General features: G+C 40.6%; 17 protein-coding genes and 2 tRNA genes. 8 read left to right on the top strand and 11 right to left on the bottom strand.

Annotation, left to right across the window (positions count from 1 at the left end; translation table 11 throughout):
- Positions 1 to 271: 271 nt before the first annotated feature.
- A complete protein-coding gene (locus HC643_RS11375) occupies positions 272 to 1,696 on the top strand; it encodes an isochorismate synthase (RefSeq protein WP_038075209.1) in 1,425 nt (474 codons plus the stop codon).
- Positions 1,697 to 1,798: 102 nt separating this feature from the next.
- Here HC643_RS11375 and HC643_RS11370 read toward each other — a convergent pair whose 3' ends face one another.
- Together HC643_RS11370 and HC643_RS11365 are read right to left on the bottom strand one after the other, a co-directional pair.
- On the bottom strand, positions 1,799 to 4,324 hold the full coding sequence (locus tag HC643_RS11370; protein WP_038075206.1) for a PAS domain S-box protein: 2,526 nt from the start codon (positions 4,322 to 4,324) through the stop codon (positions 1,799 to 1,801).
- A 272-nt stretch (positions 4,325 to 4,596) separates the two neighbouring features.
- Complete coding sequence (locus HC643_RS11365; RefSeq protein ID WP_038075274.1) at positions 4,597 to 5,886, bottom strand: glutamate-5-semialdehyde dehydrogenase; 1,290 nt, start codon at positions 5,884 to 5,886, stop codon at positions 4,597 to 4,599.
- Between the two features lie 118 nt (positions 5,887 to 6,004).
- Here HC643_RS11365 and HC643_RS11360 point away from each other — a divergent pair, with 118 nt between their 5' ends.
- Positions 6,005 to 7,477: an aldehyde dehydrogenase family protein gene (locus HC643_RS11360; RefSeq protein ID WP_038075203.1), complete on the top strand. Its 1,473-nt coding sequence runs from the start codon at positions 6,005 to 6,007 to the stop codon at positions 7,475 to 7,477.
- A gap of 147 nt (positions 7,478 to 7,624) precedes the next feature.
- On the opposite strand, the gene mazG is transcribed toward HC643_RS11360, so the two are convergent.
- Both mazG and HC643_RS11350 read right to left on the bottom strand, forming a co-directional pair.
- Positions 7,625 to 8,443, bottom strand: coding sequence for a nucleoside triphosphate pyrophosphohydrolase (gene mazG, locus HC643_RS11355; RefSeq protein WP_038075200.1), 819 nt, complete (start codon positions 8,441 to 8,443; stop codon positions 7,625 to 7,627).
- Between the two features lie 74 nt (positions 8,444 to 8,517).
- On the bottom strand, positions 8,518 to 9,180 hold the full coding sequence (locus tag HC643_RS11350) for a metal-binding protein (protein ID WP_050045682.1): 663 nt from the start codon (positions 9,178 to 9,180) through the stop codon (positions 8,518 to 8,520).
- A gap of 89 nt (positions 9,181 to 9,269) precedes the next feature.
- Between HC643_RS11350 and HC643_RS11345 the strand changes: the two genes are divergently transcribed.
- From HC643_RS11345 to HC643_RS11335, 3 genes are all read left to right on the top strand, one after another.
- Positions 9,270 to 9,342: transfer RNA gene (locus HC643_RS11345), tRNA-Val, on the top strand.
- Positions 9,343 to 9,483: 141 nt separating this feature from the next.
- Entirely contained in the window at positions 9,484 to 10,053 is a 570-nt protein-coding gene (locus tag HC643_RS11340; RefSeq protein ID WP_038075197.1) for an SH3 domain-containing protein, read from the top strand.
- 241 nt (positions 10,054 to 10,294) lie between these two features.
- Entirely contained in the window at positions 10,295 to 10,690 is a 396-nt protein-coding gene (locus tag HC643_RS11335) for a 6-pyruvoyl trahydropterin synthase family protein (RefSeq protein WP_038075194.1), read from the top strand.
- Between the two features lie 40 nt (positions 10,691 to 10,730).
- Here HC643_RS11335 and HC643_RS11330 read toward each other — a convergent pair.
- Positions 10,731 to 10,803, bottom strand: a tRNA-Ala gene (locus HC643_RS11330).
- A gap of 85 nt (positions 10,804 to 10,888) precedes the next feature.
- Between HC643_RS11330 and trhO the strand changes: the two genes are divergently transcribed.
- Positions 10,889 to 11,785 carry an oxygen-dependent tRNA uridine(34) hydroxylase TrhO gene (gene trhO, locus HC643_RS11325; protein ID WP_038075191.1) on the top strand — a complete coding sequence of 299 codons (897 nt, stop codon included), beginning with the start codon at positions 10,889 to 10,891 and terminating at the stop codon, positions 11,783 to 11,785.
- A gap of 189 nt (positions 11,786 to 11,974) precedes the next feature.
- On the opposite strand, the gene HC643_RS11320 is transcribed toward trhO, so the two are convergent.
- Positions 11,975 to 12,634: a class I SAM-dependent methyltransferase gene (locus HC643_RS11320; protein WP_038075188.1), complete on the bottom strand. Its 660-nt coding sequence runs from the start codon at positions 12,632 to 12,634 to the stop codon at positions 11,975 to 11,977.
- A gap of 723 nt (positions 12,635 to 13,357) precedes the next feature.
- On the opposite strand from HC643_RS11320, the gene HC643_RS11315 reads away from it, so the two are divergent.
- Positions 13,358 to 15,508 carry an FAD/NAD(P)-binding protein gene (locus HC643_RS11315; RefSeq protein ID WP_038075269.1) on the top strand — a complete coding sequence of 717 codons (2,151 nt, stop codon included), beginning with the start codon at positions 13,358 to 13,360 and terminating at the stop codon, positions 15,506 to 15,508.
- Between the two features lie 111 nt (positions 15,509 to 15,619).
- Here HC643_RS11315 and HC643_RS11310 read toward each other — a convergent pair whose 3' ends face one another.
- From HC643_RS11310 to HC643_RS11290, 5 genes are all read right to left on the bottom strand, one after another.
- Entirely contained in the window at positions 15,620 to 16,408 is a 789-nt protein-coding gene (locus HC643_RS11310; protein ID WP_038075185.1) for an FHA domain-containing protein, read from the bottom strand.
- A 36-nt stretch (positions 16,409 to 16,444) separates the two neighbouring features.
- Positions 16,445 to 19,177 (bottom strand): PAS domain S-box protein, encoded by a 2,733-nt coding sequence (locus HC643_RS11305; protein ID WP_237265866.1) that lies wholly within the window; start codon positions 19,175 to 19,177, stop codon positions 16,445 to 16,447.
- 492 nt (positions 19,178 to 19,669) lie between these two features.
- On the bottom strand, positions 19,670 to 20,281 hold the full coding sequence (locus HC643_RS11300; RefSeq protein ID WP_038075177.1) for a Uma2 family endonuclease: 612 nt from the start codon (positions 20,279 to 20,281) through the stop codon (positions 19,670 to 19,672).
- A 30-nt stretch (positions 20,282 to 20,311) separates the two neighbouring features.
- Positions 20,312 to 21,511, bottom strand: a complete 1,200-nt coding sequence (locus tag HC643_RS11295; protein ID WP_050045681.1) for a DNA double-strand break repair nuclease NurA — start codon at positions 21,509 to 21,511, stop codon at positions 20,312 to 20,314.
- An 87-nt stretch (positions 21,512 to 21,598) separates the two neighbouring features.
- Positions 21,599 to 22,393: an HAD family hydrolase gene (locus HC643_RS11290; protein WP_038075175.1), complete on the bottom strand. Its 795-nt coding sequence runs from the start codon at positions 22,391 to 22,393 to the stop codon at positions 21,599 to 21,601.
- 133 nt (positions 22,394 to 22,526) lie between these two features.
- On the opposite strand from HC643_RS11290, the gene HC643_RS11285 reads away from it, so the two are divergent.
- Positions 22,527 to 23,420 carry a bile acid:sodium symporter family protein gene (locus HC643_RS11285; protein WP_038075172.1) on the top strand — a complete coding sequence of 298 codons (894 nt, stop codon included), beginning with the start codon at positions 22,527 to 22,529 and terminating at the stop codon, positions 23,418 to 23,420.
- The last annotated feature ends 64 nt before the right edge of the window (positions 23,421 to 23,484 follow it).

Below are 23,484 nucleotides of genomic sequence, written 5' to 3'. Positions count from 1 at the left end.
GATTTACTAAAATGGCCAGCAATTCCCAATCCCAAAAAAAATTAGGGTTTGGAAATATACTCTATACAGGTAACAACTTAGAAGTTGCCACTTTTTGTCCCAGTCTCAAATTACAGCAGAAACTGGACATTGCAGGCAAGTTTTTGCAAAACTACAACTTTGCAAAACTCACTCTGGTTAAAAGGGTCTGTTTGTGTTACCTGTAGAAATACGACCATGATTTATGACTCTTTTGGAAGATAACTTCAAAAAAATTTACTATTTTTAGATCATGACAGTTTCACAATGTCGCGCTGACTTTTTTGTATACAATAAGGAGCTATACCACTTTCTTTGGGCGATTCAGCAAAATTGCCTAAGGAAGAATTGCACCCAAATTGCTAGTGTTTCGATAGAGATTGACCCAGTCGATCCTCTGGTTGTATTTAGTAAACTGGGTCAACCCCAGCAAATTAATTTTTATTGGGAGAATAAAAGTAAAAAAGAAGCGATCGCGTCTTTTGATGCTGCTGCTAAATTAGAAATAACAGGCAAAAACCGCTTCAAGGCGTCAGAAGATTTTATCAAAGATTGTCTGGAAAAAACCGTTTGTTTTTCGGAAATTGCTCGAGCTTTTTCTAAACCCCTGTTCTTATGTAGTTTTAGTTTCTTTGAAGAACCCAGTCAAGCTGATTATCCATTTCCATCTGCTACTATTTTTCTTCCCTGTTGGCAAGTCGCTGTTAAAAACAATCGATACACATTTGTTGCTAATATACCGATGGATGCTAACGTGGATATTCAAAAAATATTACAGGTTTTGTGGAGTAAGCTGGAAACCATCAGTTCTCTTAATTCTCTAGAATATAGCTTTTTACCTTTGAAAATAGTACAGCCAAAATTGAGTCAACAATATGTCGCTAATCCAGAGCAGTTTAAGCGTTCGGTATCGGGAGCTTTAGAAAGTATTCAATCAAAGCGTCTGAGAAAGGTGGTATTAGCAGATGCACTAGATGTTAGAGCCAGTATTCGATTTAACTTACTACAGTCTTTAAATAATCTACGACAGCTGCATTCCAATTGTTGTATCTTTTCTATAAGTAATGGAAAAGGACAGAACTTTATAGGAGCTAGTCCAGAGCGTTTGATAGGCATTGACAAGCAGCAATTAATTACTGATGCGCTTGCTGGTTCTGCTCCACGGGGTAAAACACCAGCTGAAGATGCAGTAAATGCCAGTCGCTTGCTCAGTAGTGAAAAGGAAAGGCACGAACACTCTCTAGTGATTGATTTTATTACACAACGGCTGTCGCAACTGGGTTTACTACCCCAAGTATTAAGACCTCGTTTGAGACAACTGTCTAACATTCAACATTTATGGACTCCCATAAATGCGATTGTTCCTAATAACGTTCATCCCTTAAGCATAGTCGCGCAATTGCATCCAACACCAGCCGTTGCAGGTGCTTCTAGAGAGATTGCTTGTCGTGAAATTCGCCGTTATGAAAACTTTGAAAGAGGATTGTATGCAGCACCATTAGGTTGGGTGGACTCTGAAGGAAACTGCGAGTTTATTGTAGGAATTCGCTCGGCACTTATAGATGGCGATCGCGCTAGACTTTATGCAGGTGCTGGTATTGTTGCTGGTTCCAATCCTGACAAGGAACTTGCAGAGGTGCAGCTTAAGTTACAAGCTTTGTTAAGAGCATTGGTATAGGGGCTAGGGCGGGTTTCCCGCCTTGTAGAACGTTGTATGGATTTAGGGGGAGCTGGAAAACAGGAGGCTAAACAAGTCGCTTGAAAACACGCCCTAACTCCTTCAAAGCAAATTTTGTATTATTTGCAACAACTGCTTCATCGTGTATGGCTTTTGCAAAAACTTGTGAATACCAAGAGATTCAGCAATTAGCTGATTTTCTTGAAGACCGCTAGAAGCAATAATTTTGACCGACGGATTAATTTTTTTCAGAGTTTGGATCGTTGTCATGCCATCCAGAGTTGGCATCATCATATCTAACAAGACGACGCGAATATCAGATACATTTTGGGCATACATTGAAATAGCTGCAATACCATCACTAGCAATAAGAACTTTATAATTGTAATTTTCTAATGCTGTTTTGGTAATGTCTCGGATTTTGGCTTCGTCATCTACAACCAAAATTAATTCTCCATTACCCGTGGGTAGGGGCAAATTTTCTATTGACTGTATTTCATTTGCCATCACGGCTTTTAAAAAAACCTGAAATTCCGTTCCTTTGCCAACAGAACTAGAAACATTGATAAAACCACCATGACTTTTCACAATACCGAGCACAGTTGAAAGACCCAGCCCCGTTCCCTGTCCCACGGCTTTGGTGGTGAAAAAAGGTTCAAAAATTCTATCCAAGATTTCAGGTGACATACCCGTACCTGTATCTCTAATAGAGATAACAATGTGAGGTCCAACTGTTGCCTCAAGATTCATCTTGGCATAGTTTTCGTCAATGAAAAAATTGTCAGCCGAGATATCTAAAATACCACCTTTGGGCATTGCATCCCGAGAATTGATAACTAAGTTCATCAACATCTGATAGAGCTGTGTTGCATCTCCATATACAGTCCACAAGTTTGACGCTGTTTTACAAATAAATTGAATAGATTTAGGAAATGTCTGTTTGGCAAATTGCTGAATTTCTATGATCAAGTGCTTCATCTGTAATACTGTACGCTGACCTTCAACGCCACGCGCAAAGGAAAGTACTTGCTTGACTAAATCTGCACCACGTTGAGCATTCAGTTCTAAAGTTTCCAGTAGCTGATTGTGCTGTTCATTGCCCAGTTTCATTTTTAGAATTTGAGCGGAGAGGAGAATGGGAGACAATATATTGTTGAGGTCATGGGCAATACCGCTAGCAAGCGTACCAAGGCTTTCCAATCGCTGAGCGCGAAGAAACTGAGTTTGCAGTTGTTTCTTTTCTGTAATGTCGGTGTCAACAGTAAGGATAGATTTTGGATTACCGCTTTCATCCCGCACGAGTGTCCATCGGCTTTCTACAATGATGTCTTTACCATCTTTTCGGACTTTATTCAATTCACCGTACCACTCACCTGTTGTGTGAACTTGATTGATTGCTTCTTGGAGTTGTAGCGGTATTTCTCTATATAAAAAAACTTGAGCATTTTGTCCCAAAGCTTCTTGTGCTTTCCAACCATAAAGACGCTCGGCACTTTTGTTCCAAAATAAAATTTTGTGGTTTAAGTCTCGAACTAAAATAGCATCTGTGGCAATGTCCAGCAACGCAGCTTGTTCGCGGATCTTCTCTTCTATTTGTTTGCGTTCGCTAATGTCAGTAGAAACACCAACAACTCCTATTAAGACTCCTTGGTCATCGTAAATTGGGGCGTCAGTTACTAGTACGCAGAAATGAGTTCCATCTCGACGCTGCACGGGAAATTCGCCTGACCAACTTTTACCTTGCTGTAACTCGGACATAATTTTAAGTCCTTGCTCTCGTAAAGTATCGGTCACAACAACATCCATAATATTTTGACCGATCGCTTCTTGTGCCGACCAGCCATATAAAGTTTCTGCAAAACGATTCCAATAAATAATTTTGCCATCAAGGTCGGTGGCAATGACTCCTTGTTCTACGGCTGATAATAAATGCGCTTGAAAGTAAATTGCTGCTTCTGCTCGTTTGCGTTCTCGCAGTTCGCTTTGTACTTGTTCATAGAGGGTTGATTGCTGTATGGCGATCGCCACCTGATCGGCTACAGCGCAAGTTAATTCTATGTCTTCCTGTTGCCACGGGGAAGATTGGCAAGAGCGTATTATGCTGAGACTACCCCAAACTGAAGAGTTAACGTGCAATGGTACTAGCAACCAAGCTCCAGAGTAAATCTCCGCAAAATTGCGGTTGATTTCGTCTATATAATTACTGCTTGCATCTTCAATAACAACAACTTCCAATCGCTTGAGTCGAGACGCAATTTCATTATAGCTATCGGGAATCTCCAATCCCAAAGCACTTGGCAAATCTAGGTTTTTGCGGTAATCTGTAACGTTTAACCACAGTTGCCGTTCTGGTAAATATTGTACAATTTCTGCTCGATCGGCGTGAATGAGGTGAGCAATTTCACGGGCTGCTGTGGAAAAAATTGTTTTTATATCTAAGGAGTTGCGGATACTTTGAATGACTCGATTGAGTGCTTGCTCTCTTTGAACTTGCCTTTGAGCGCGATCGTACAATACCGTTTCTGCTTTCTGCTGTTGAGTTGCTAATGTTTCTAAGCTTGAAACACGTTGTCGCAGTTCAGCAATTTCTTGAATTAACTGCTCTTTTGTCTTATCTTCATCTCTCATTGCATTGACGACTCACACCAAGGCTTATTAAAACTTAATGTTAAAAAAAATTAAAAATGGTATTATAATCCTGAAATTGTTCGGCGAAAAATATTTCTGTACCGTAGGTAAGATCGTGCCGCACAAAAGCAACATATGGTGGGCATTATCCACCATACGTAGATTTCAAAAACTCAATAGGAGTTCTCAGACCCTATTTCCCTGGTTGTCTTCTTACACTGTGTAACAAAATAACAACAAGTACTTGGTATTATTGTAACCACAAAAATCTTCTATAGCAAATCCCTATGGGTAAAGGCTTTAGCGTTTGCTCCCGTATAAGTAGCTGCAATCTGACCGTTACCGCTCATTTGATACTTATAAGTCACCAAACCTTCTAACCCAACAGGACCTCGAGGTGGCATTTGTTGAGTGCTAATTCCAACCTCTGCACCAAAACCGTAACGGAAGCCATCTGCAAAGCGGGTCGAACAGTTGTGGTAAACTCCTGCAGCATTTACCAATGCTAAGAATGTTTGAGCGGCTTCTTCGTCTTCAGAAACAATTCCATCAGTGTGTTTGGAACCATACTCGTTTATATGAGCAATTGCTTCTTCTAAGGAATCTACAATCTTAATTGATAAAATCAGAGCATTATATTCTGTTTCCCAGTCCTGCTCGGTTGCTTCTAAGATATTAGGTAGAATTTGGCGCGTGCGTTCATCCCCTCTTAGTTCTACCTTAAGGTGTTGCAAAGCTTCACTTATTTGTGGTAATACCTTTGGGGCAATATTGGCATGAACGAGTAAAGTTTCAATTGCATTACAAGCAGCTGGATAGTTCGTTTTTGCATCTACTGTAATAGCAACAGCTTTTTCTAGGTCCGCTGCTTTATCTATATAAAGATGACAAACCCCATCAGCATGACCGAGAACGGGAATGCGCGTGTTATCTTGAACAAAACGGACAAACGAGTTAGAACCTCTAGGAATAATTAAATCGACATATTTATCTAATTTCAAAAGTTGCAAAATTTCTTCTCTTGTTGTTAACAACTGGACTGCATCTGGATTGACTGCAGTTTGAGATAATCCTTGTTTAATTGCTTTAACTATTGTTTCACAAGAACGAACGGCTTCTTTTCCACCTTTAAGAATAACGCCATTCCCTGATTTGATAGCTAGGGAAACAATTTGAATAGCAGCTTCCGGACGTGCTTCAAAAATGATCCCTAGGACTCCCAAAGGACAAGTTAATCGCTTGAGGATTAAACCCGTATCGATTTCGCGGTGAATTTGTACGGTACCCACCGGATCGGCTAATTTACCGACATCTCTAACACCCGCGATCGCATCTCTTAATTTGTGTTCGTCTAACTTGAGACGTTTGTAGAGAGGCTCAGCAATTCCCTCAGCAATAGATGTTTCACAATCAGCAAGATTTGCTTGCAAAATCTCATCTTTTGCCGATTCTAAAGCTTGTGCGATCGCCTCTATTGCTTGATTTTTTGCCTCTGTTGAAAGCACTGCTAGTTTGAGTGCAGCCCGTCTTGTTTTTTGAGCAACTGCAATTATGTTTTCCATATGTAAAGCAAACCATAAAATTACATAAAGAAAGCCACCTGGTACGCCACGTACCAAGCAACATATAAGGTAGATTTAAACACATCTCTAATAAAAGCTTAGCTTATAGGAGGACCCGATGGTTACAGCACTCAAACTAGACAACCAGGTCAAAATCGGTCCAACCAATCTGCTGATTAATAACGAATGGGTAGAAAGTATTAGCGGTAAGCGTTTTGAAACAATTAACCCTGCTACGGGTGACGTGATTTGCAGTGTAGCAGAGGCAGATGCAGCAGATGTAGATAAAGCAGTGCATGCGGCTCGTGCTGCTTTCAACAAGGGAGAATGGCGTACAATGTCCGCAACTCGTCGCGGCGAGTTACTTTACAAACTGGCTGACTTAATCGAGCAGAACAAAGAAGAGCTGGCGCAGTTGGAGACATTAGACAATGGTAAGCCTATTTCAGAGTCGATGAATGCTGACCTGCCATTAGTCATCGCCTGCTATCGTTACTTTGCAGGTTGGGCTGATAAAGTCCAGGGTAAAACCATCCCCATCAACGGTCCTTACTTTTGCTACACTCGTCACGAGCCAGTCGGTGTGGTAGGTCAGATTATTCCTTGGAACTTTCCACTCCTCATGCAGGCTTGGAAATTAGGACCCGCTTTGGCAACCGGCAATACAGTGGTTATGAAAACAGCCGAACAAACACCACTGTCAGCATTGCGACTGGGCGAACTCATGATTGAAGCTGGTTTCCCCCCTGGTGTTGTGAATATTCTTTCGGGATACGGTCCAACTGCAGGTGCTGCAATTTCCCACCATATGGATATTGACAAAGTTGCCTTTACTGGCTCGACTGAAGTAGGGCATTTGGTGATGGAAGCAGCCGCAAAGAGTAACCTCAAACGAGTGACTCTGGAACTCGGCGGTAAAAGCCCCAATATAGTTTTTGCCGATGCTGACATGGATGAGGCTATAGAAGGCGCTCATAATGCTCTATTCTTTAACCAAGGACAGTGCTGTGTTGCAGGGTCGCGACTCTTTGTTGAAGAAAAATGTTATGACGAGTTCGTAGCCAAGAGTGTCGAACGCGCAAAACAGCGCACTGTCGGTAATCCCTTCGACCTCAATACCAAACAAGGTCCGCAGGTAGATAAAGAACAGTTCAACAAAGTGATGCATTACATAGAAGCGGGAATGCGAGAAGGTGCTCGAATGCTATGTGGTGGGAACCAAGTGGGTGACAAAGGTTACTTTATCGCCCCAACAATCTTTGCTGATGTGCAAGACCGCATGGAAATTGCTCGAGATGAAATCTTTGGTCCGGTCATGAGCATCATCAAATTCAAAGATATTGATGAAGTTATTCAACGAGCTAATAACACCATGTATGGGTTAGCAGCTGCTGTATGGACCAAGGACATTACCAAAGCACACGCCATAGCTAACAACGTTCGTGCGGGTACTGTTTGGGTAAACTGCTACGACGTTTTTGATGCTGCTGCACCTTTTGGTGGATTTAAGCAGTCCGGTATTGGTCGCGAACTCGGTGAATACGGTTTGCAGCAATACACTGAGGTTAAGACGGTGACAATTAAGTTGTAATATCAAATCCGGTAGCATCGATTAAAAAACCGCAGAGACGCAGAGAGCGCAGAGAGAGAGGAAAGAGAAATAATTCCGCTATAAACGGATTTGATATAATTGGGGACAAGGGAGAATTTTCTTCCTTGTCTCCCCTGTCCCCAGTCCCTAACCCCCAGTCTCCATCCGCTCGACTGCTTTAGCCTGTTGCCAAAAAGCTTCTAATTCCTCTAGGGTGTAATCCGAGAGAGGACGATTGGCAAATCCCTCCATTTGTTCTAAGCGCTGAATAAATTTTCTGTTTGTCCCTTGCAAAGCTTCGCTAGGATCGAGATTATTCCAGCGAGCAAGTTGGACGATAGAAAACAGCAAATCGCCTAATTCCTCTTGCTGTCTTTCTGGTGTTTCGTGGGCTAAAGCTTCTTTGAATTCTGCTAATTCCTCATTAAATTTATCCCACACTCCATCAAGGTTTTCCCACTCAAACCCCACAGCAGCTGCTTTGCGAGAAATCTTCATAGTAGCCATTAACGGGGGTAGCTTGCGTGTATATCCTTGAAGTTTGTAACTGAGTTTTTGGCTTTCAGGAGCAGGTTTTCCTTTTTCTTCAGCTTTGATTTTTTCCCAGTTTTGCCGCACCTCATCCACGTTTTGCACCGAAATATCACCAAAAACATGAGGGTGACGGCGGATAAGTTTTTGTGAAATACCTTCAGCAATTTCCTTTAGAGAAAATTGTTGGTATTCGCTGGCAATTTGAGCTTGCAAAACCACTTGTAAAAGTAAGTCACCCAATTCTTCAGCGATCGCGTTTTTATCTCCACTATTAATAGCATCTACAACTTCATACGCTTCTTCTATTACATAGGGTGTCAGTGTCTGGGGAGTTTGTTCCAAATCCCAAGGACAACCTCCTTCAGGCGATCGCAATTTTGCCACCACGTCAATTAATTCTTGCAAAGCCGCTAATATGTCAGAATTTTTCATAATTGGTTAATGATTATACAAATTTTGGATTTTAGATTTTGGATTGAAGGATACCGAGGATAAGGTAGGCTCCTCTACTTCTTTGCTTCTCTGCTCCCCTGCTCCCCTGCTTCCCTGCTCCCTTTCTTCCTAGTCCCCCGTGTCCCCTTATCCCCTGCTCCCCCTTGTCTCCTCGTACCCCTTTTCACTTTACTTTTCTTCATTTTCCCACGAGGTAGCAATCCACTGACTCCTTGCTTTTTCACTCGCTTGTATGCCGAACCACTCCAATCGCTTAAAGAATGACTCATAGCACCTATTTCTAGCCCAAAGAATAGGGCTAGAAGTTCTCTGGAGTAATTGAATAGCGTGTTTGCTGTATTCTTATGCAATATTTGCCAATCTAGCTGCAGATTCCACAGCTTTTCGCCAACTACTATAACCAAAATTCCTAAGATAGCTACCAAGGTGCTGAGATAGATAACTCGCAGTGTTGTACCAATAATGGGACCGTGGGATAAGAATGACCTATGACGCAAACTTTTTTGATAAGGTAACCAAATAAAACGCAAAAATCCCCAGCGCTGGTAGTGGCGCGAGTAAATATCTAAATCGGGACCGAACATCAGTCCGCCAAACAGAAACCCTCCTGCTACTAGTAGTGTTAGGTTACCGCTTTTGGTTTGCCAGAAAGTCACCCCTGTCACAAGTGGCAAAGCCCATAGAGTAATGCGATCGTGAGTCCGACCAGAGGGCATAGGAATATGTGGAAAAAATTTTCTCAAAAATACTATCGCGTTTTCAAAATTTCTGTGCTAACATTAGTTCTTGTGAGTCAAAACACGACGGGCGGTTAGCTCAGTTGGTAGAGCGCCTGCCTTACAAGCAGGATGTCACAGGTTCGAGTCCTGTACTGCCCATCTACATTATTATATTTCCGTAGATTCTCAGAGTACAAGGGAATCATAGTGAAGTTAGTTTAAAGAGGTGTTAATTTTCTCGGAGGCATGGCGCTTGACTTAACGATCGGTGCTTGTCCGAGATGTGGAGATTGATGACCGATGAAAAACCAAACCTCTCTGTTAAAGATATTTCTAATATCCTTATCTTTATCTAGTTTTAACTTTGTTCCTACTGCCTTTGCTGGTATGGGAAATCAAAAAATTCTTGCTCAACAAACCAGTTGCACGGTAACTAATATTCAAACAGGTCAACTAGCCTTACGCTCTCAACCTAATGGCAAGTCAAGAGCAGGTCTAAATAATAACAATAGCGTACAATTATTAAGGCAAGGAAGCGAGCCTTGGGTTTACGTTCGGGTACTTCGGGGTCCCAATATTAAAGTGAACGGTTTAGAAGGTTGGGTTAATTCCAATTACTTGATTTGTGATGAGAAAACAGCATCTTCACCAGAATCCTGTAAAGTCATAAATATTACACAGGGACAGTTAGCTTTACGATCTACACCCAATGGTAAATCAAAAGCTGGTTTAAATAATGGCAACGTTGTTAAATGGCTGAGGTGGGGAGCGGAACCTTGGGTTTACGTCCGTGTGGTTAATGGTCCCAACACTAAGGTGAGTGGTTTGGAAGGTTGGGTGAATTCAGATTACCTTTTTTGTGATGTGTAATAATAGAGTTGCACAATACGAATGATGGAAATCAAAAAGCTATTGTAGCAACTAGACCAATAATTATTAAATGTGAGGTAAAGATAACAGTTGATAAAGCTTTTTTTATGGGAACTAAACTATTAATTGGTCAAGTAATTTTTTGAAAAATTGGATTTACTTGCAGATTGTAAAAATCAACAGTTGATACCGAATCCAGTAAATCCCGATTACCCAGTGGCAATGATTAAAGGATACAAGAATGCCAAAGTGGAAATTGGTCACTGAATTTACATTTGATAGCGCCCATTACATACGAGACTACGATGGACCGTGCGGTCGATTGCACGGTCATACTTACAAAGTAAAAATTGAAGCAACTTCATCAAAACTGCACTCCTCGCAATACTGTCCCCATGAAGTTATGGTGGCTGATTTTAGAACCTTACGCTGGGCTAAACAGGATGTGAAAAAAGGAGGGCTTGACCACTGCGTACTTAACGAAGTCATACCCCCAGAATATGAAACAACTGCTGAGATGATTGCCAAGTATATTTACGATGAAACCAAAAAAAGAGTCCCTCCCGGCGTACATCTCAAAGTAGCAGTCTCTGAGACTCCAAACTCATGGGCAGAATACGAAGACGACGATGACTAGATTATATGCTTGACAATAATTGTTTAGCGATCGCTAACTATGGAGGTAAGGAGACTCGAACTCCTGACATCCTGCTTGCAAAGCAGGCGCTCTACCAACTGAGCTATACCCCCTTAAGATAGGAAGTGTAAGTAATTTACACCAACAAAAGTATCATAGCTTAAATTCCTGGTTTGCGGAAAGGGGATTAATCAAAAAATGTCTTTAGTCGTTGCTGCACTTTATAAATTTGTGAGTTTGCCAGATTTTGCTGAGAAACAACAGCCTTTGTTATCTTTTTGTCAAGCACATGATATTAAGGGGACGATTCTGCTAGCACCAGAAGGCATTAACGGTACGATCGCAGGTTCTCGTCAAGCGATCGATTCAGTGTTATCCTTTTTGCGTAGCGATCCTCGCTTGGAAGATTTGGAACATAAAGAATCACACGCAGAGTCCCCCCCGTTTCAACGCATGAAAGTGCGACTGAAGAAAGAAATTGTCACCATCGGGTTATCAGAAGTCAATCCAAACGAACAAGTTGGTACTTATGTCGATCCTAAAGATTGGAATACTCTCCTCAACGATCCAGAAGTCACAGTGATAGACACGCGCAATGACTACGAGGTCAGCATTGGTACTTTCCAAAAAGCACAAAATCCCAACACAAAGTCATTCCGCGAATTTCCAGAATATGTTTTTCATCAGCTAGATCCCAAGCAACACAAAAAAGTGGCTTTGTTTTGTACGGGTGGAATTCGTTGCGAAAAAGCCTCTTCCTTTATGATTTCTCAGGGATTTAAAGAAGTTTATCACTTAAAAGGCGGAATTCTGAAATACTTAGAGGAAGTCCCAGAATCTGAAAGTTTGTGGGAAGGCGAATGTTTTGTTTTTGACGAACGTATCGCTGTTCGTCACGCTTTAGAACCAGGAACTTACGATTTGTGTGCGAGTTGCGGACATCCCATCTCTGAAGCAGACAAAACTTCTCCTCAATACGAAAAAGGTATTTCCTGTCCTCACTGTTTTGAAACCCTTTCTGAGGGGAAAAAAGAACGTCAGATGGAAAAGCAGCGACAAATAGAATTGGCAAATAGAAGGAGTGTTAATGGCTAATTGCTAATGGCTAATAGCTAATAGCTAATAGCTAATTGTTTTTATTCCCCACCTGTGTATTTTTCGCATCGGGAAACTCACCGAACAGCAGGGTTTTAATGCAGCTTTGTAAATTGTATTTCACGTATGTCATCTGCATATTAATCATTAGCCGTCAACCATCAACCATCAGCCATTAGCTATTAGCCATTAGCCTTTTTTCAGTGCTAAAGTTAAACCATCAGCAATCGGTACTAAACTAATTGTGACTCTTGAATCTCGATACAATTTCTCATTAAAAGTACGCATATAATTTGTTCTGTTATCTTGTACTTGAGGATCTGCAACTCTTCCCGACCACAAGACATTATCAATGGCAATTAACCCACCGGGACGCACTAACTGTAAAGCTTGCTCGTAGTAATTGTCATAGTTACTTTTGTCTGCGTCAATGAAGGCAAAATCAAAAGTTTCTCCCTGCGCCCGCAAGCGATCTAATGTCTCTATGGCTGGGGCTATATGTAGCTCGATTTTATTTGCCACACCCGCTTGCTGCCAATAACGACGTGCGATCGCTGTATACTCTTCACTCACATCACAAGCCACGACTTTACCTTCTGGTGGTAATGCTAGAGCAACAACTAGGGAACTATACCCAGTAAATACCCCTATATCTAATGTTTTTTTTGCATTCATCAACTGAACCAGTAAAGCGAGAAACTGTCCCTGTTCTGGAGCAATTTGCATTTGGCTCATTGGGTGCTGGGCTGTTTCTTGTCTCAGTTGTGTTAAAATTTCTGGTTCTTGTACGGAGACTGATAATAAGTACTCATACAGATTTTTTTCGAGTCCAAGTGTTTGATTTGTCATATTGTTAGAGAATATTTGAGAAGGTACGTAATTGAGGCTATACACGCAAAACTCACCTAAGTGGGTTTCAGATCTTGTGTTGTAATGAATCCGCGCAGGTAGTGAATCGAGCCTTGTAAGGGAGTTTCCCACGGGAGGAACTTTGTTTGTATAGTCTCAGAATTCTATGAATGAGAGCAATGTGCATTCATTGGGAGATTTCCTGCAAATTAAATAGAATCGTTATTGGAATTATAAAATTTTCTCACTCCTTAGAAGAAACGAAGAAATGAAGAGAAGAAGAGTTGCTATCTAATCATGGTTGGCGAGTAAATCATTTTTCCTCTGTGTTCTCTGTACCTCTGCGCTTCAAAAGTAATTTTTTTAACGACTGCGAGTCCCTAGAGAGCAGCAGATTTTCTAGTTTTGTCAGGAAATCATAACAATGAGTTAAGAAAAATTTCCGTAAAAAAATGACTCATAATAGGTAATTTTAAAACAACACTATTCGTATCGGATTAGTTGGACAAGAAGGCACATTAAATTCTTAAATACTTATTTTATCTGGGTTTGAGATGATGCGATTTCAACATATTAAAGACTCAATGGAAATTCCGAGTTTTTCGGTTGTTTAAGTGGGGTTTAAATTTGATTTGTACTTATACCCAGGAGAAAAGCATGGACATTTACGGAAGGGATGGACTAAATTTTGTAGATATACACCAAATAAATTTAGTTTTTCCTATGTATAAGTCTATTTTAAATCAAAGTGTTTCTCCACAAACAATAGCTATTATTGGAGGCGGTTTAAGTGGTTCTCTTGTGGCTGCTAATCTTTTGCGTAATGCAACAATACCGATTTCTATAAAATTAATTGAACGCAATTGTGAAATAGGTAAAGGGGTCGCATATGGTACGCGAGTTGATTGTCATTTGCTGAACGTTCCTGCAGGTAAGATGAGTGCATTTCCAGATGAATCAGATCATTTCTTGAAATGGCTACACGCAAATGGGTACGAACAAGTCACTGCATCGACATTTGTACCGCGTACTGTTTATGGAAGTTATATCCAAGCAATTTTGCAAGAAGCACAGGCAAAGGCTCAAGCTGGGGTCGAGTTTGAAAGGATTGTTGGTGAAGCTATCTATATTGATACAACAACTTATAGCGTTCGAGTGTACTTGAATAATGGCAGGCGTTTGCAGGTACAAAAGGCTGTGCTTGCTTTGGGTAATTTTCCTGCTTCTTTACCCGAACCAATTGCTGCTTTGGGTAACCCCAATCCCTATGTTAAAGATGCTTGGGCTGAAGATGCGATCGCAAATCTCAGCCCAGAAGATTCAATTTTGCTAGTGGGAACTGGGCTGACTATGGCAGATGCAGTTGTTGCGCTGCACCAACAAGGATTTAAAGGACAGATTCACGCAGTCTCCCGCCATGGCTTAATGCCCTGTCATCACAAACCAACAACTCCTTACGCAGCATTTCTCAATTTGGAAACTGCTCCAAAAACTGCAAGAGGGCTGTTCCACTTGGTACGTCAGGAAGTAAAAGTCGCGAGCGATCGAGGACAAGACTGGCGTGGAGTCATTGATGCTCTCCGTCCGGTCACTCAAGAACTCTGGCAAGCACTTCCATTTAAAGAACAGAAAAGGTTTCTCCGCCACGTGAAAGCTTACTGGGAAGTTCACCGCCATCGGATTGCTGAAGAAATTGCAGAAGTTTTAGATACAGCCGTTCAGTCCGGTCAATTACGCCACTACGGAGGTCGGATTCAAACTTGCCAAGAGTTTGAGAAGGGAGTGAATGTAACCATTCGCGAACGGGGAACAAGTGCAGATATTGTTCTACAGGTAAGCAGAATAGTGAACTGTACCGGTTCAAACTGCAACTACCGCAGATTGCAGCATCCGTTGCTTTCGAGCCTTCAAGAACAAAGGCTATTCCGTTCGAGCACCCTGTCTATCGGTATTGATACTGCTGCTAACGGTGCTCTCATTGATGCTGATGGCAATGTTTCCGAACTTTTGTATACGTTAGGAACACCCCGTAAGGGAAATCTTTGGGAAACAACTGCTGTTCCAGAAATTCGAGTTCAGGCAGTTTCTTTAGCTCAGGAGTTACTGAAATCTCTCGATTCCAAACTTTATCCTGCTATTGAAGTAAGCAAGTTGCCGAAACCTGTTATGCTATTTCGCCAATTGTTTGATAAAGAGTCAAGTACTTATACTTACCTCATTGCCGACCCAGAAACGAAAGAAGCTATCCTGATAGATTCCGTGTTGGAACAAGTCGAACGCGACCTTCAAATCTTGCGAGAATTGGGATTGACTTTACGTTACTGTCTGGAGACCCACATTCATGCAGACCACATAACCGGGTCAGATAAATTGAGAGAATTGACGGGTTGTTTGAGTATTGTCCCTGAAAAAGCTGCGACCATCGGTGCAGACAGCTATATTGCAGATAGGGCGATACTGGAATTGGGGAGTGTGAGAATTCAAGCGATCGCAACACCGGGACACACAGATAGTCATATGGCATATCTCGTGAATGGAACTCATTTGTTAAGTGGAGATGCTTTGTTTATCCGAGGTTGCGGTCGTACCGACTTTCAAAACGGTGATGCGGGATTGTTGTATGATGTTGTAACTCAAAAGCTGTTTGCCTTACCGGAAGAGACTTTCGTGTATCCCGGTCATGACTATCAAGGACGAACAGTATCTACCATCGGAGAAGAAAAATCTTGGAACCCGCGTTTTGCCGGACGCAGCCGCAAGCAGTTTATTGAACTCATGAATAACCTGAATCTTCCCTATCCTAAGAAAATGTTGGCTGCTGTACCTGCAAATCAATTTTGTGGCAAAATTTCAATGTGGGACTACCAAATTTAAACAGACACTCCTGTACTCAGGCTTGACTCTCGTTCCCAGGTTCTACCTGGGAACAAGAAACTGAAAGAACCAGAAAAAGAGGGAATTTATATGGAGAAGTTTTTTATCCTTTTAGCGTTTGACTAATTCCCTAACAGACTGCAAACTATAATTCAAAACTTTACCAGTTTTAAATAACTGATACCCTGCAGCAAACAAAGCAGAGGCGAAAAGGATAGCTAAAAGATTGAAAGATGCAAATAAATTCCCTGTGAAAATCATAACTGCAACTCCAAGCCCTATCAAAACCCATCCTATAGTGCGGTAATCGCGACGCCATAACACAAGCGCTGCTCCTACTACTAGCAGCAAAACGGATGGAATACGTATGAAAATACCAATTTGCGTGTTAGCTGCAAATAATAAAATACCGATAAGCATCAAACCCGCACCTGCAAGTTTGCTGTTGCGATCGACTTGAGGGAGTTGAGAATTATGTACGATTTCGGGTTGGAGCACTGTAGGTTTACTAATGGGAGCATTAGAGGGAACAATCAGATTTTGTTTATACTGAAATATAAATGTAACTTTTTCTTCCTGTCCGAGGTTGATTTTGTCTCCCACTTGAAGGAGGTAACGCTTTCTTGGTTCTAACTTCACTCCATTAAGAAATGTACCGTTAGAACTACCGATATCGGTAATATAATAAGTATTTTCTTCTACTTGAATTTCTAAATGCAACCGAGAAACAATATCGGCATCAGGTAAGAATGTAACATTAATATCCGGTGCAATTTGCTCATTTTGCTTGCCAACACGAATGACAGCAAGATTTGGGGGTAACTCAAAAGGTGTATCCGTTTGAACGTGAAAAAGCTCGAAACCTAGCGCTGTTGTTTGGGATGTGCTTAAATTTTGCATACCTTCTTGTTTAAAAATATTTCTTCTTCTGCCATTCTAATTCGAGCTAATGGGAATCTGAATCAAAAACTCTGTACCTTTACCAGGTTCTGATATACATTTCAAACTTCCGCCATGCTTTTCTACAATAATTTGGTAACTGATTGATAACCCCAGCCCCGTTCCCTTACCTACAGGTTTTGTTGTAAAAAAGGGATCGAACAATCGTTTTCTGGTATCTTCCGTCATTCCAAAGCCATTATCAACAATCTGAATCAGGGCAAAATTGTTACTTCCAACTGCGGTGCTAATGTAAATTGTGGGGACTCGAAGTTCCGAGTCGCGGTTATCCCCGCTCTCCAGAGGAAATTCTGCTCTCCCCAATCCCTCTTCTAAAGCATCAATTGCATTAGTCAAAATATTCATAAAAACTTGATTCAATTGACCTGGATAACAGTCCACTAAAGGTAAATCACCGTATTGTTTAACAATAGAAATACAGCATTTACTAGATTGCAATCGGTGTTGTAAAATCAACAGTGTATTTTCTATACCTTCGTGAATATCGACTGGCTTTTTTGCCGCTTCATCAAGACGGGAAAAATTTCTCAAACTAAGAACAATCTCGCGGATACGATTAGTCCCTATTTTCATAGAAGATAGGATTTTGCCTAAGTCATCAGCAAGAAATTCTATTTCGATTTCTTTACAAAAAGATTGAATCTCAGGCGCGGGATAAGGATAATGTTGGTGATAAAGTTTTAATAGCTCTAACAAATCCTGTATATATTCACTTGCATGGGTAATATTGCCGTGAATAAAACTCACTGGATTATTAATTTCATGTGCAACTCCCGCTACAAGTTGTCCCAAGCTAGACATCTTTTCATGTTGAATCAGTTGCGCTTGAGTTTCCTGTAACTTTTGCAAAGTTTCCGCAAGTTTTTCTGCATGAGTTTGGGCAGCTAAAGTAGCTGCACGGCTTTCCCTGTAGAGTTGGGCATGATCGATCGCAATTGCTAATTGATCCGTCACAGCTTGTAACAAACTAATTTCGCTATGACTCCAAGTCCGTTTCTCGCAACTATGACTGCAAACAATGGCTCCAAAGTCACCTGACTTACACTTAACTGGTAGTAAAAGTTGAGACTTTATGTTAAATTTGGCGAAAAATTCTTGGGTATTGCAATCTAGCAAGCATATTTTGTTGGTAGAATCAATACAAAGTAATTCCTCATTCAGCAATATATTGACTAAAAAAGAATTTTTTTGTGGTGGAATATCACCCAACATAGTGATTAATTCGGGATTTCGAGCTTCATGGGTAATAGTCAATGTTGGCTGAGGTAAGTTTGGCAAATATCGGAGAAAACAGCAACGATCGATTTGCAATAAGCTGCGAATTTCACAAACAGCTGTTGCCATAATTGTATCGAGATCTAGTGAATTTCGTATTTGATTGGCGAGCCTTAGCAATAAAGCTTCCCGGCGGCTCAAAAGTTCTTCTCGCGCCCATATGCGATCGATGGCTACTGCAATATTATTGGCAATCCAATTTAATAAATTATGAGTTGAGTTTGTAAATAACTCTTGGTTAAACAAAGCAATAATTCCAATAGTTTGCTGCTCTATAATTAACGGATAGGCAGCCAAAAGAAAACTGGATAAAAAAGGCTCTATAAAACTTTCTTCATTTTTTATCGTAACTTCTTCATTAAAAAGAGCTTGATTGTTTTTTGTCATTAAACCAATGATGCTGTTTGCTAAAACCGCATGCTCTGGAAAATCTTGACTGTTGGTTAACGTTTGACAAATCCTATCCGTACATCGGACACCTGCTTGTAATTGGATCTGATGTGTCTGATTCTCAAAAGTCCAGATACAAACAAAAGCAATATCTAAATACTGAGACAAAGTTTTTGTACAACTTTGAAGGATTTCAGGAAGGGAACTGCTTTGTGAGAGGGCTAAGCTAATTTCCGCACTTAGCAATGATAAACGCGATCGCTCTAGCAAAGCTAGTTCTGAAAGTTTCCGCTGTGTAATATCTGTACGAATTGCCACATATTGATAGGGTTTTCCCATTTTATTTAAAAATGGCACAATCAGAGTATCTACCCAGTAATAAGTGCCATTCTTGGCTTTGTTTTTAATTTCTCCTTTCCAAATATTTCCCTGAGAAATTGTTCTCCATAAATTTTCAAAAAATTCTTGAGAGTGATAGCCAGAATTAACAATACGGTGATCTTGTCCTATTAATTCTTCCTTTGAATATTGAGAGACTTCGCAAAATTTTTCATTTGCGTAAGTTATTTTGCCCTGGTTATCCGTAATAGCTACCAACGAATGAATATTTAAAGCGAATTTTAAAGCTTCTAACTCCTTAATATACTGTTGTTGTAATATTTCACTTTCTTTGCAAGCAGTAATGTCCCGAGCAACTGCATAAATCAATCGTTCATCACCAGATACAGTCGCATTCCATGACAGCCATTTATAAGAGCCATTCCGACACAAAAAACGACTTTCTAAACCAATGACTTCCGCTCCCGACACAAGTTTAGAATAAGCATTAAGACAAGTATCAAAGTCTTCTGGATGAGCAAAATCAATAAACGGTTGATTTTTGAATTCCTGTTCTGACCAACCAAAAGTTTTTGTCCAAACTGGATTTAAGGACTGGAAATACCCATTAAAACTAGCAATACATAGTAACTCGTTAGATTGTAAGAAGAATTGCAAGTAGTTCTTCTTTGTATCTTTACCATCACTCATACTAGTTTTTTGCATTTTATAAATCCATTTCTAGTAATCAAAAAGCCCGCATATAGCGGACTTTAGTTATCTTGTTTGGGCATTTTAATGTTTCAGAAACTAAAAGCTCTTAAACACAACCAAACTTATGTAAAAAGTGTATTTCATCTCAATACTGCTCGGTCGAATATATACAAAGCTGAGAATATCCCCCTACCACCCCTTTTGTAGGGGTTGGGGGGGGATCGAATTATAACCGAAAAGTATTGTATTCCATCCTCGCTAAATACAGGTTTCCCCAAATAGATTGAAAAACGATCGTTTAAAATATTAAATTTAAATACGAAATTTTACAAAAAATTTACGATCGAGAACATACTGACAAATAGTAATTTTATTTCTTCATATAAAAATACTCTTCTTTATTTGTGGAAACACTCAAGGTTGATTCTTTGAATGAAGTCCGCCTGTGCGGACTTTGTTTATATAGTAGATCCTTCTATAAGGCTGATAGTTTTCAAACATCCTCTAAAAGCCATAGTCAATCCTTGCACCTTCACTTAAAGTCATATTAGGGAGATTCACCAACTCATAAATATCAGTAAAAGAAAGTTGAAAATCAATGGAATCAAATGTTAACAAAGAATTAACAGTATCGTATTCAGTGAGTATCCAATTTCCTTTTGAGTTTTTAGTATATTGTTCTGCATAACAACTATTTTGGTCAATTGAGACATATTCTCGGAATTCAGGAATTGACCGATAAAAGCGAAATCTATCTGAGTCAGTATGATTGGTTGTGGCTCTTGATGAAACTTGAACAATTAATAAGGGATTGGTCACTGTTGTATTATCTGTACCCTCATAAAACGGTTCTCCATCAATGACCATGACATCTGGATACGTATATTGATTGTAACGCGGTATCCACAAGCGGACATTACTGAAATACACGCGGTAATTTTTTCCTTTAAGACCAAATTTTAGGTAAGCATAAATATTTCCGGTAATCTGATTGTGTTCGGTTGTAATTCCCATCATCGGCACTATTTCTCCATCTAGATACTCACTTTTGTAGCCGGTTGTTTGGTCAATGGCTAAATACTCATCACGGGTATAATAGCGTTTTTCCTGTGGCATGCACTCTTTTCCTCCTGATGCTCTTGCTAATTATGCTATACTTCCCCGCTTTCTTGCTTCTTTGTAAGAAGTTCCTACATTTTTTAAACCCGCCCTAATCATTTGTCGTTCTAGAAGGGAAAAGAACCTTGCTTTATCCCCACCTTTCACCACAGCTTGATTGTGCGCTTCAGCTATCGCCACAGGATAACCATACCCTTTCTGTACTTGTCCGAGCATTAGCCCCAAGGAGCGATCGAACATATTTTTGTCTTGAGCCACCCATGATGGTACTTCTATCCGAGCAATTTCAGCACCTACATGGATATAACAAAAGTAAATTTGTTGGTCTTCATATAAGTCAAGAATACGAGCATTGCTGCGCCATAAAGGTCCTCGCTGTCCGGGTTTGAGTTGAGTTGACCAAAGAGCTGTGTCTCGCAGGGGCTCAAAAATTTTACACGGAACTTTATCGAGTTGATTGGGGCAAAAACTAGCACAATCGGGTACTGGGTGGGGACAAGCTAAAAGACGTAAAAAATTTATCCCTTCCACATTTCGGGAGGCGCTGAGATAGCCCATTAAGGGAATTTTTGCCTCACGCAGTTTTTGCCAAGCTTCTAAGATGGGAGGTAATATTTGATTGCGTGCATCAAAAGGCAACTGTTCCAAAAACCAGTAAATTAAAGACCCATCCACCATCGCCAGTGTTGGGATTTCTTCTATTTCCTTATCTCGGTGTCCTCCTGTGGAACTGCAAGCTAGTTCTGCTAGTACAGTAGTTTCGCTAGCAGTCCGTCGGAAACTCATCCACTCTTCAGTACGAATACCCCATTGACGGGAGGTGTATAAATCCTCCGGTCTATAGAAGATCTCAGGTAAGCTATCTAAAAGTGGATGACGGTTTTGTCCGTAATGCAAAACAACTCTTCCTATATTGAGGAGATAGCAATACGCTATTTCATGATGGCTGGGTGCTATTTGGGAACCATCAGTGGCAATAACCGTGTGAATTTTAGGGGGAGTTTGGATCTCAATACAGGTATTCAGTGGTTCTACGGGAGTCGCATTGGCAAACAAAATGCGATCGCGCCACTTTTCTTGTTGCTGTACTAACTCTAACTGAGAGGTCAGTGCATCTTGAAGGTGTTTTTGAGCCAGTTCCAAACGATAACGACTTGCAGCCGCTTCTTGAGTTAAGTGCTGGCTCAAACCTTGCATTTGTAATGTCAGTTTGGTGAGATCTAGCATGGTGATTAGTTGTTAGTTGTTAGTAGGGGCGCACAGCCTTGCGCCCTTACACGATTAGGGTTAGTAGTAAAAAAGTACCACTAACTATTAAGCATTAACCACCAACCAATCAGAAAAATCTCGAGCAAACTGAGCGAGTGACAGCAAATGAATTCGAGGATCGTTTTTAGCAGTTACTTTTTCTACAGCCGTATTGTAGCCCCAGTCTGCAAAAAAGAGTTTAACTGCCTCCAAATCTGCTTGCTGTTTGACTAATTGTAAAGTTTTCAATCGATCTTCTACGAACCACAAACTTTCTGGCGCAATCTTTTCTGCTTGAATTAATTCTCGCAAAATTTCATACTTAGGACGCTTCACTTCTTTACCAAAAATAACTTCTTTTGGTAGTTCAACCCCTTGCTGCGCTAGCAGTTGTTGTGCGAAACGACCTTCTTTCGTAGTGACGATATATAATTTAATCGAGCTTGAGATTGTCGCTTCCAGTTTTTCAATGACTCCTGGATAAAACTTGTGCCGACTTAACCAACCATCTAAATCGGTAGCAATCCATTCATCACGATATTTGTCTAGTTTACTACCAATATCAGATGGTTGGAAATTACCTGCTTGTAAAATTTGTTTTGCGATCGCGCTCCAATCCTGAAGAATCTTTTCTTCGGCGATTCCTTCAACGAGCGCTTTGACGAGTACAGGCATTTCCCAACCCGTTTCAATCACCGGTCTGAGGCGGTAAAACTTGGAAGCCAAATCACCAGGTGGAGTTCGATCGTCAGGTAACCAAACTTGACAATAGGTATGCCAAGATACCTCAAAGTACTCAATCAGTCCGTCGCAAATGACACCATCAAAGTCTAGAGCTAGAATTGTCGGACTATTTGCCATGATTTTTTGAGGATTAGACTGCTACTGTTAGCTTACTCGACTTCTCAAAAATATTGGGAGTTATAGAGATATAGCCCATGAGATAGTAAGATGATCTCCGTAAAATCAGCTTGTCATTCATACAAGGAAGACTATGGAAGCAAACTTGTTTACTGCTGTTATTTTACCCCTAGCCTTAGCTATCATGATGTTGGGGATGGGTTTATCTCTCGTACCAAAAGATTTTCAACGTGTTAGGAAGTATCCCAAAGCAGTCTTAATTGGCTTAATAAGTCAGTTAGTTTTTTTACCTGTTATTGGTTTTATCGTTGCTAAAATTGTACCCATGCAACCTATAATTGCAGTGGGATTAATGATAGTGGCAATTTGTCCTGGTGGACCGTCCTCAAATTTAATAACATTCCTCGCTTTAGGTGATGTTGCACTCTCAGTCACTCTGACGGCTTTTAGCAGTCTGATCGCAGTATTCACAATTCCGGTGTTGGCAAACTTTGCACTTCAGCATTTCCTTGGACAAACGGCAGCAATCTCCTTACCCATTGGTTCAACAATACTACAAATTTTTCTAATTACGCTCCTTCCTATCGGTTTGGGAATGGGTGTGCGGCAGATATTTCCAGAACTTGCTCATCGCTTGGAAAAAGTGACTAGTCGCTTTGCAGTTGCATTACTTGCTGTAATTATTCTCTTGCTAATTGTTCGCGAATGGAACCGTCTTCCTGGTTTTATTCTTCAAGTTGGAGTTGGCGTCTTACTGTTAAATGTTCTCTCAATGTTTGTAGGATTTTATTTCAGTAAATTGTTCCAACTCAATCTTCCTCAGCAAATCTGCATCGCAATTGAAGTGGGGATTCAAAATGCTACACTCGCGATCGCAATTACTGCCGGAATCCTCAACAATCCTGATATGGCAGTACCAGCTGTAATTTACAGCTTATTTATGAATATAACAGGATTAATTGCTATTAGCTACGGCAGACAATTAGCTGCAGCTCATCATAAAAAGAAATCTCTAGAGAGCGCTTAAGTTCGTAAATTTAACAACGGTTATATCTCCGATTTCTGTGAGAAGCCGGGGATCCGGACACTCA

This window comes from Tolypothrix bouteillei VB521301 (assembly GCF_000760695.4).
In the GTDB taxonomy this organism is placed as follows: Bacteria; Cyanobacteriota; Cyanobacteriia; order Cyanobacteriales; family Nostocaceae; genus Scytonema; species Scytonema bouteillei_A.
This window is presented reverse-complemented; position numbering and strand designations above follow the sequence as displayed.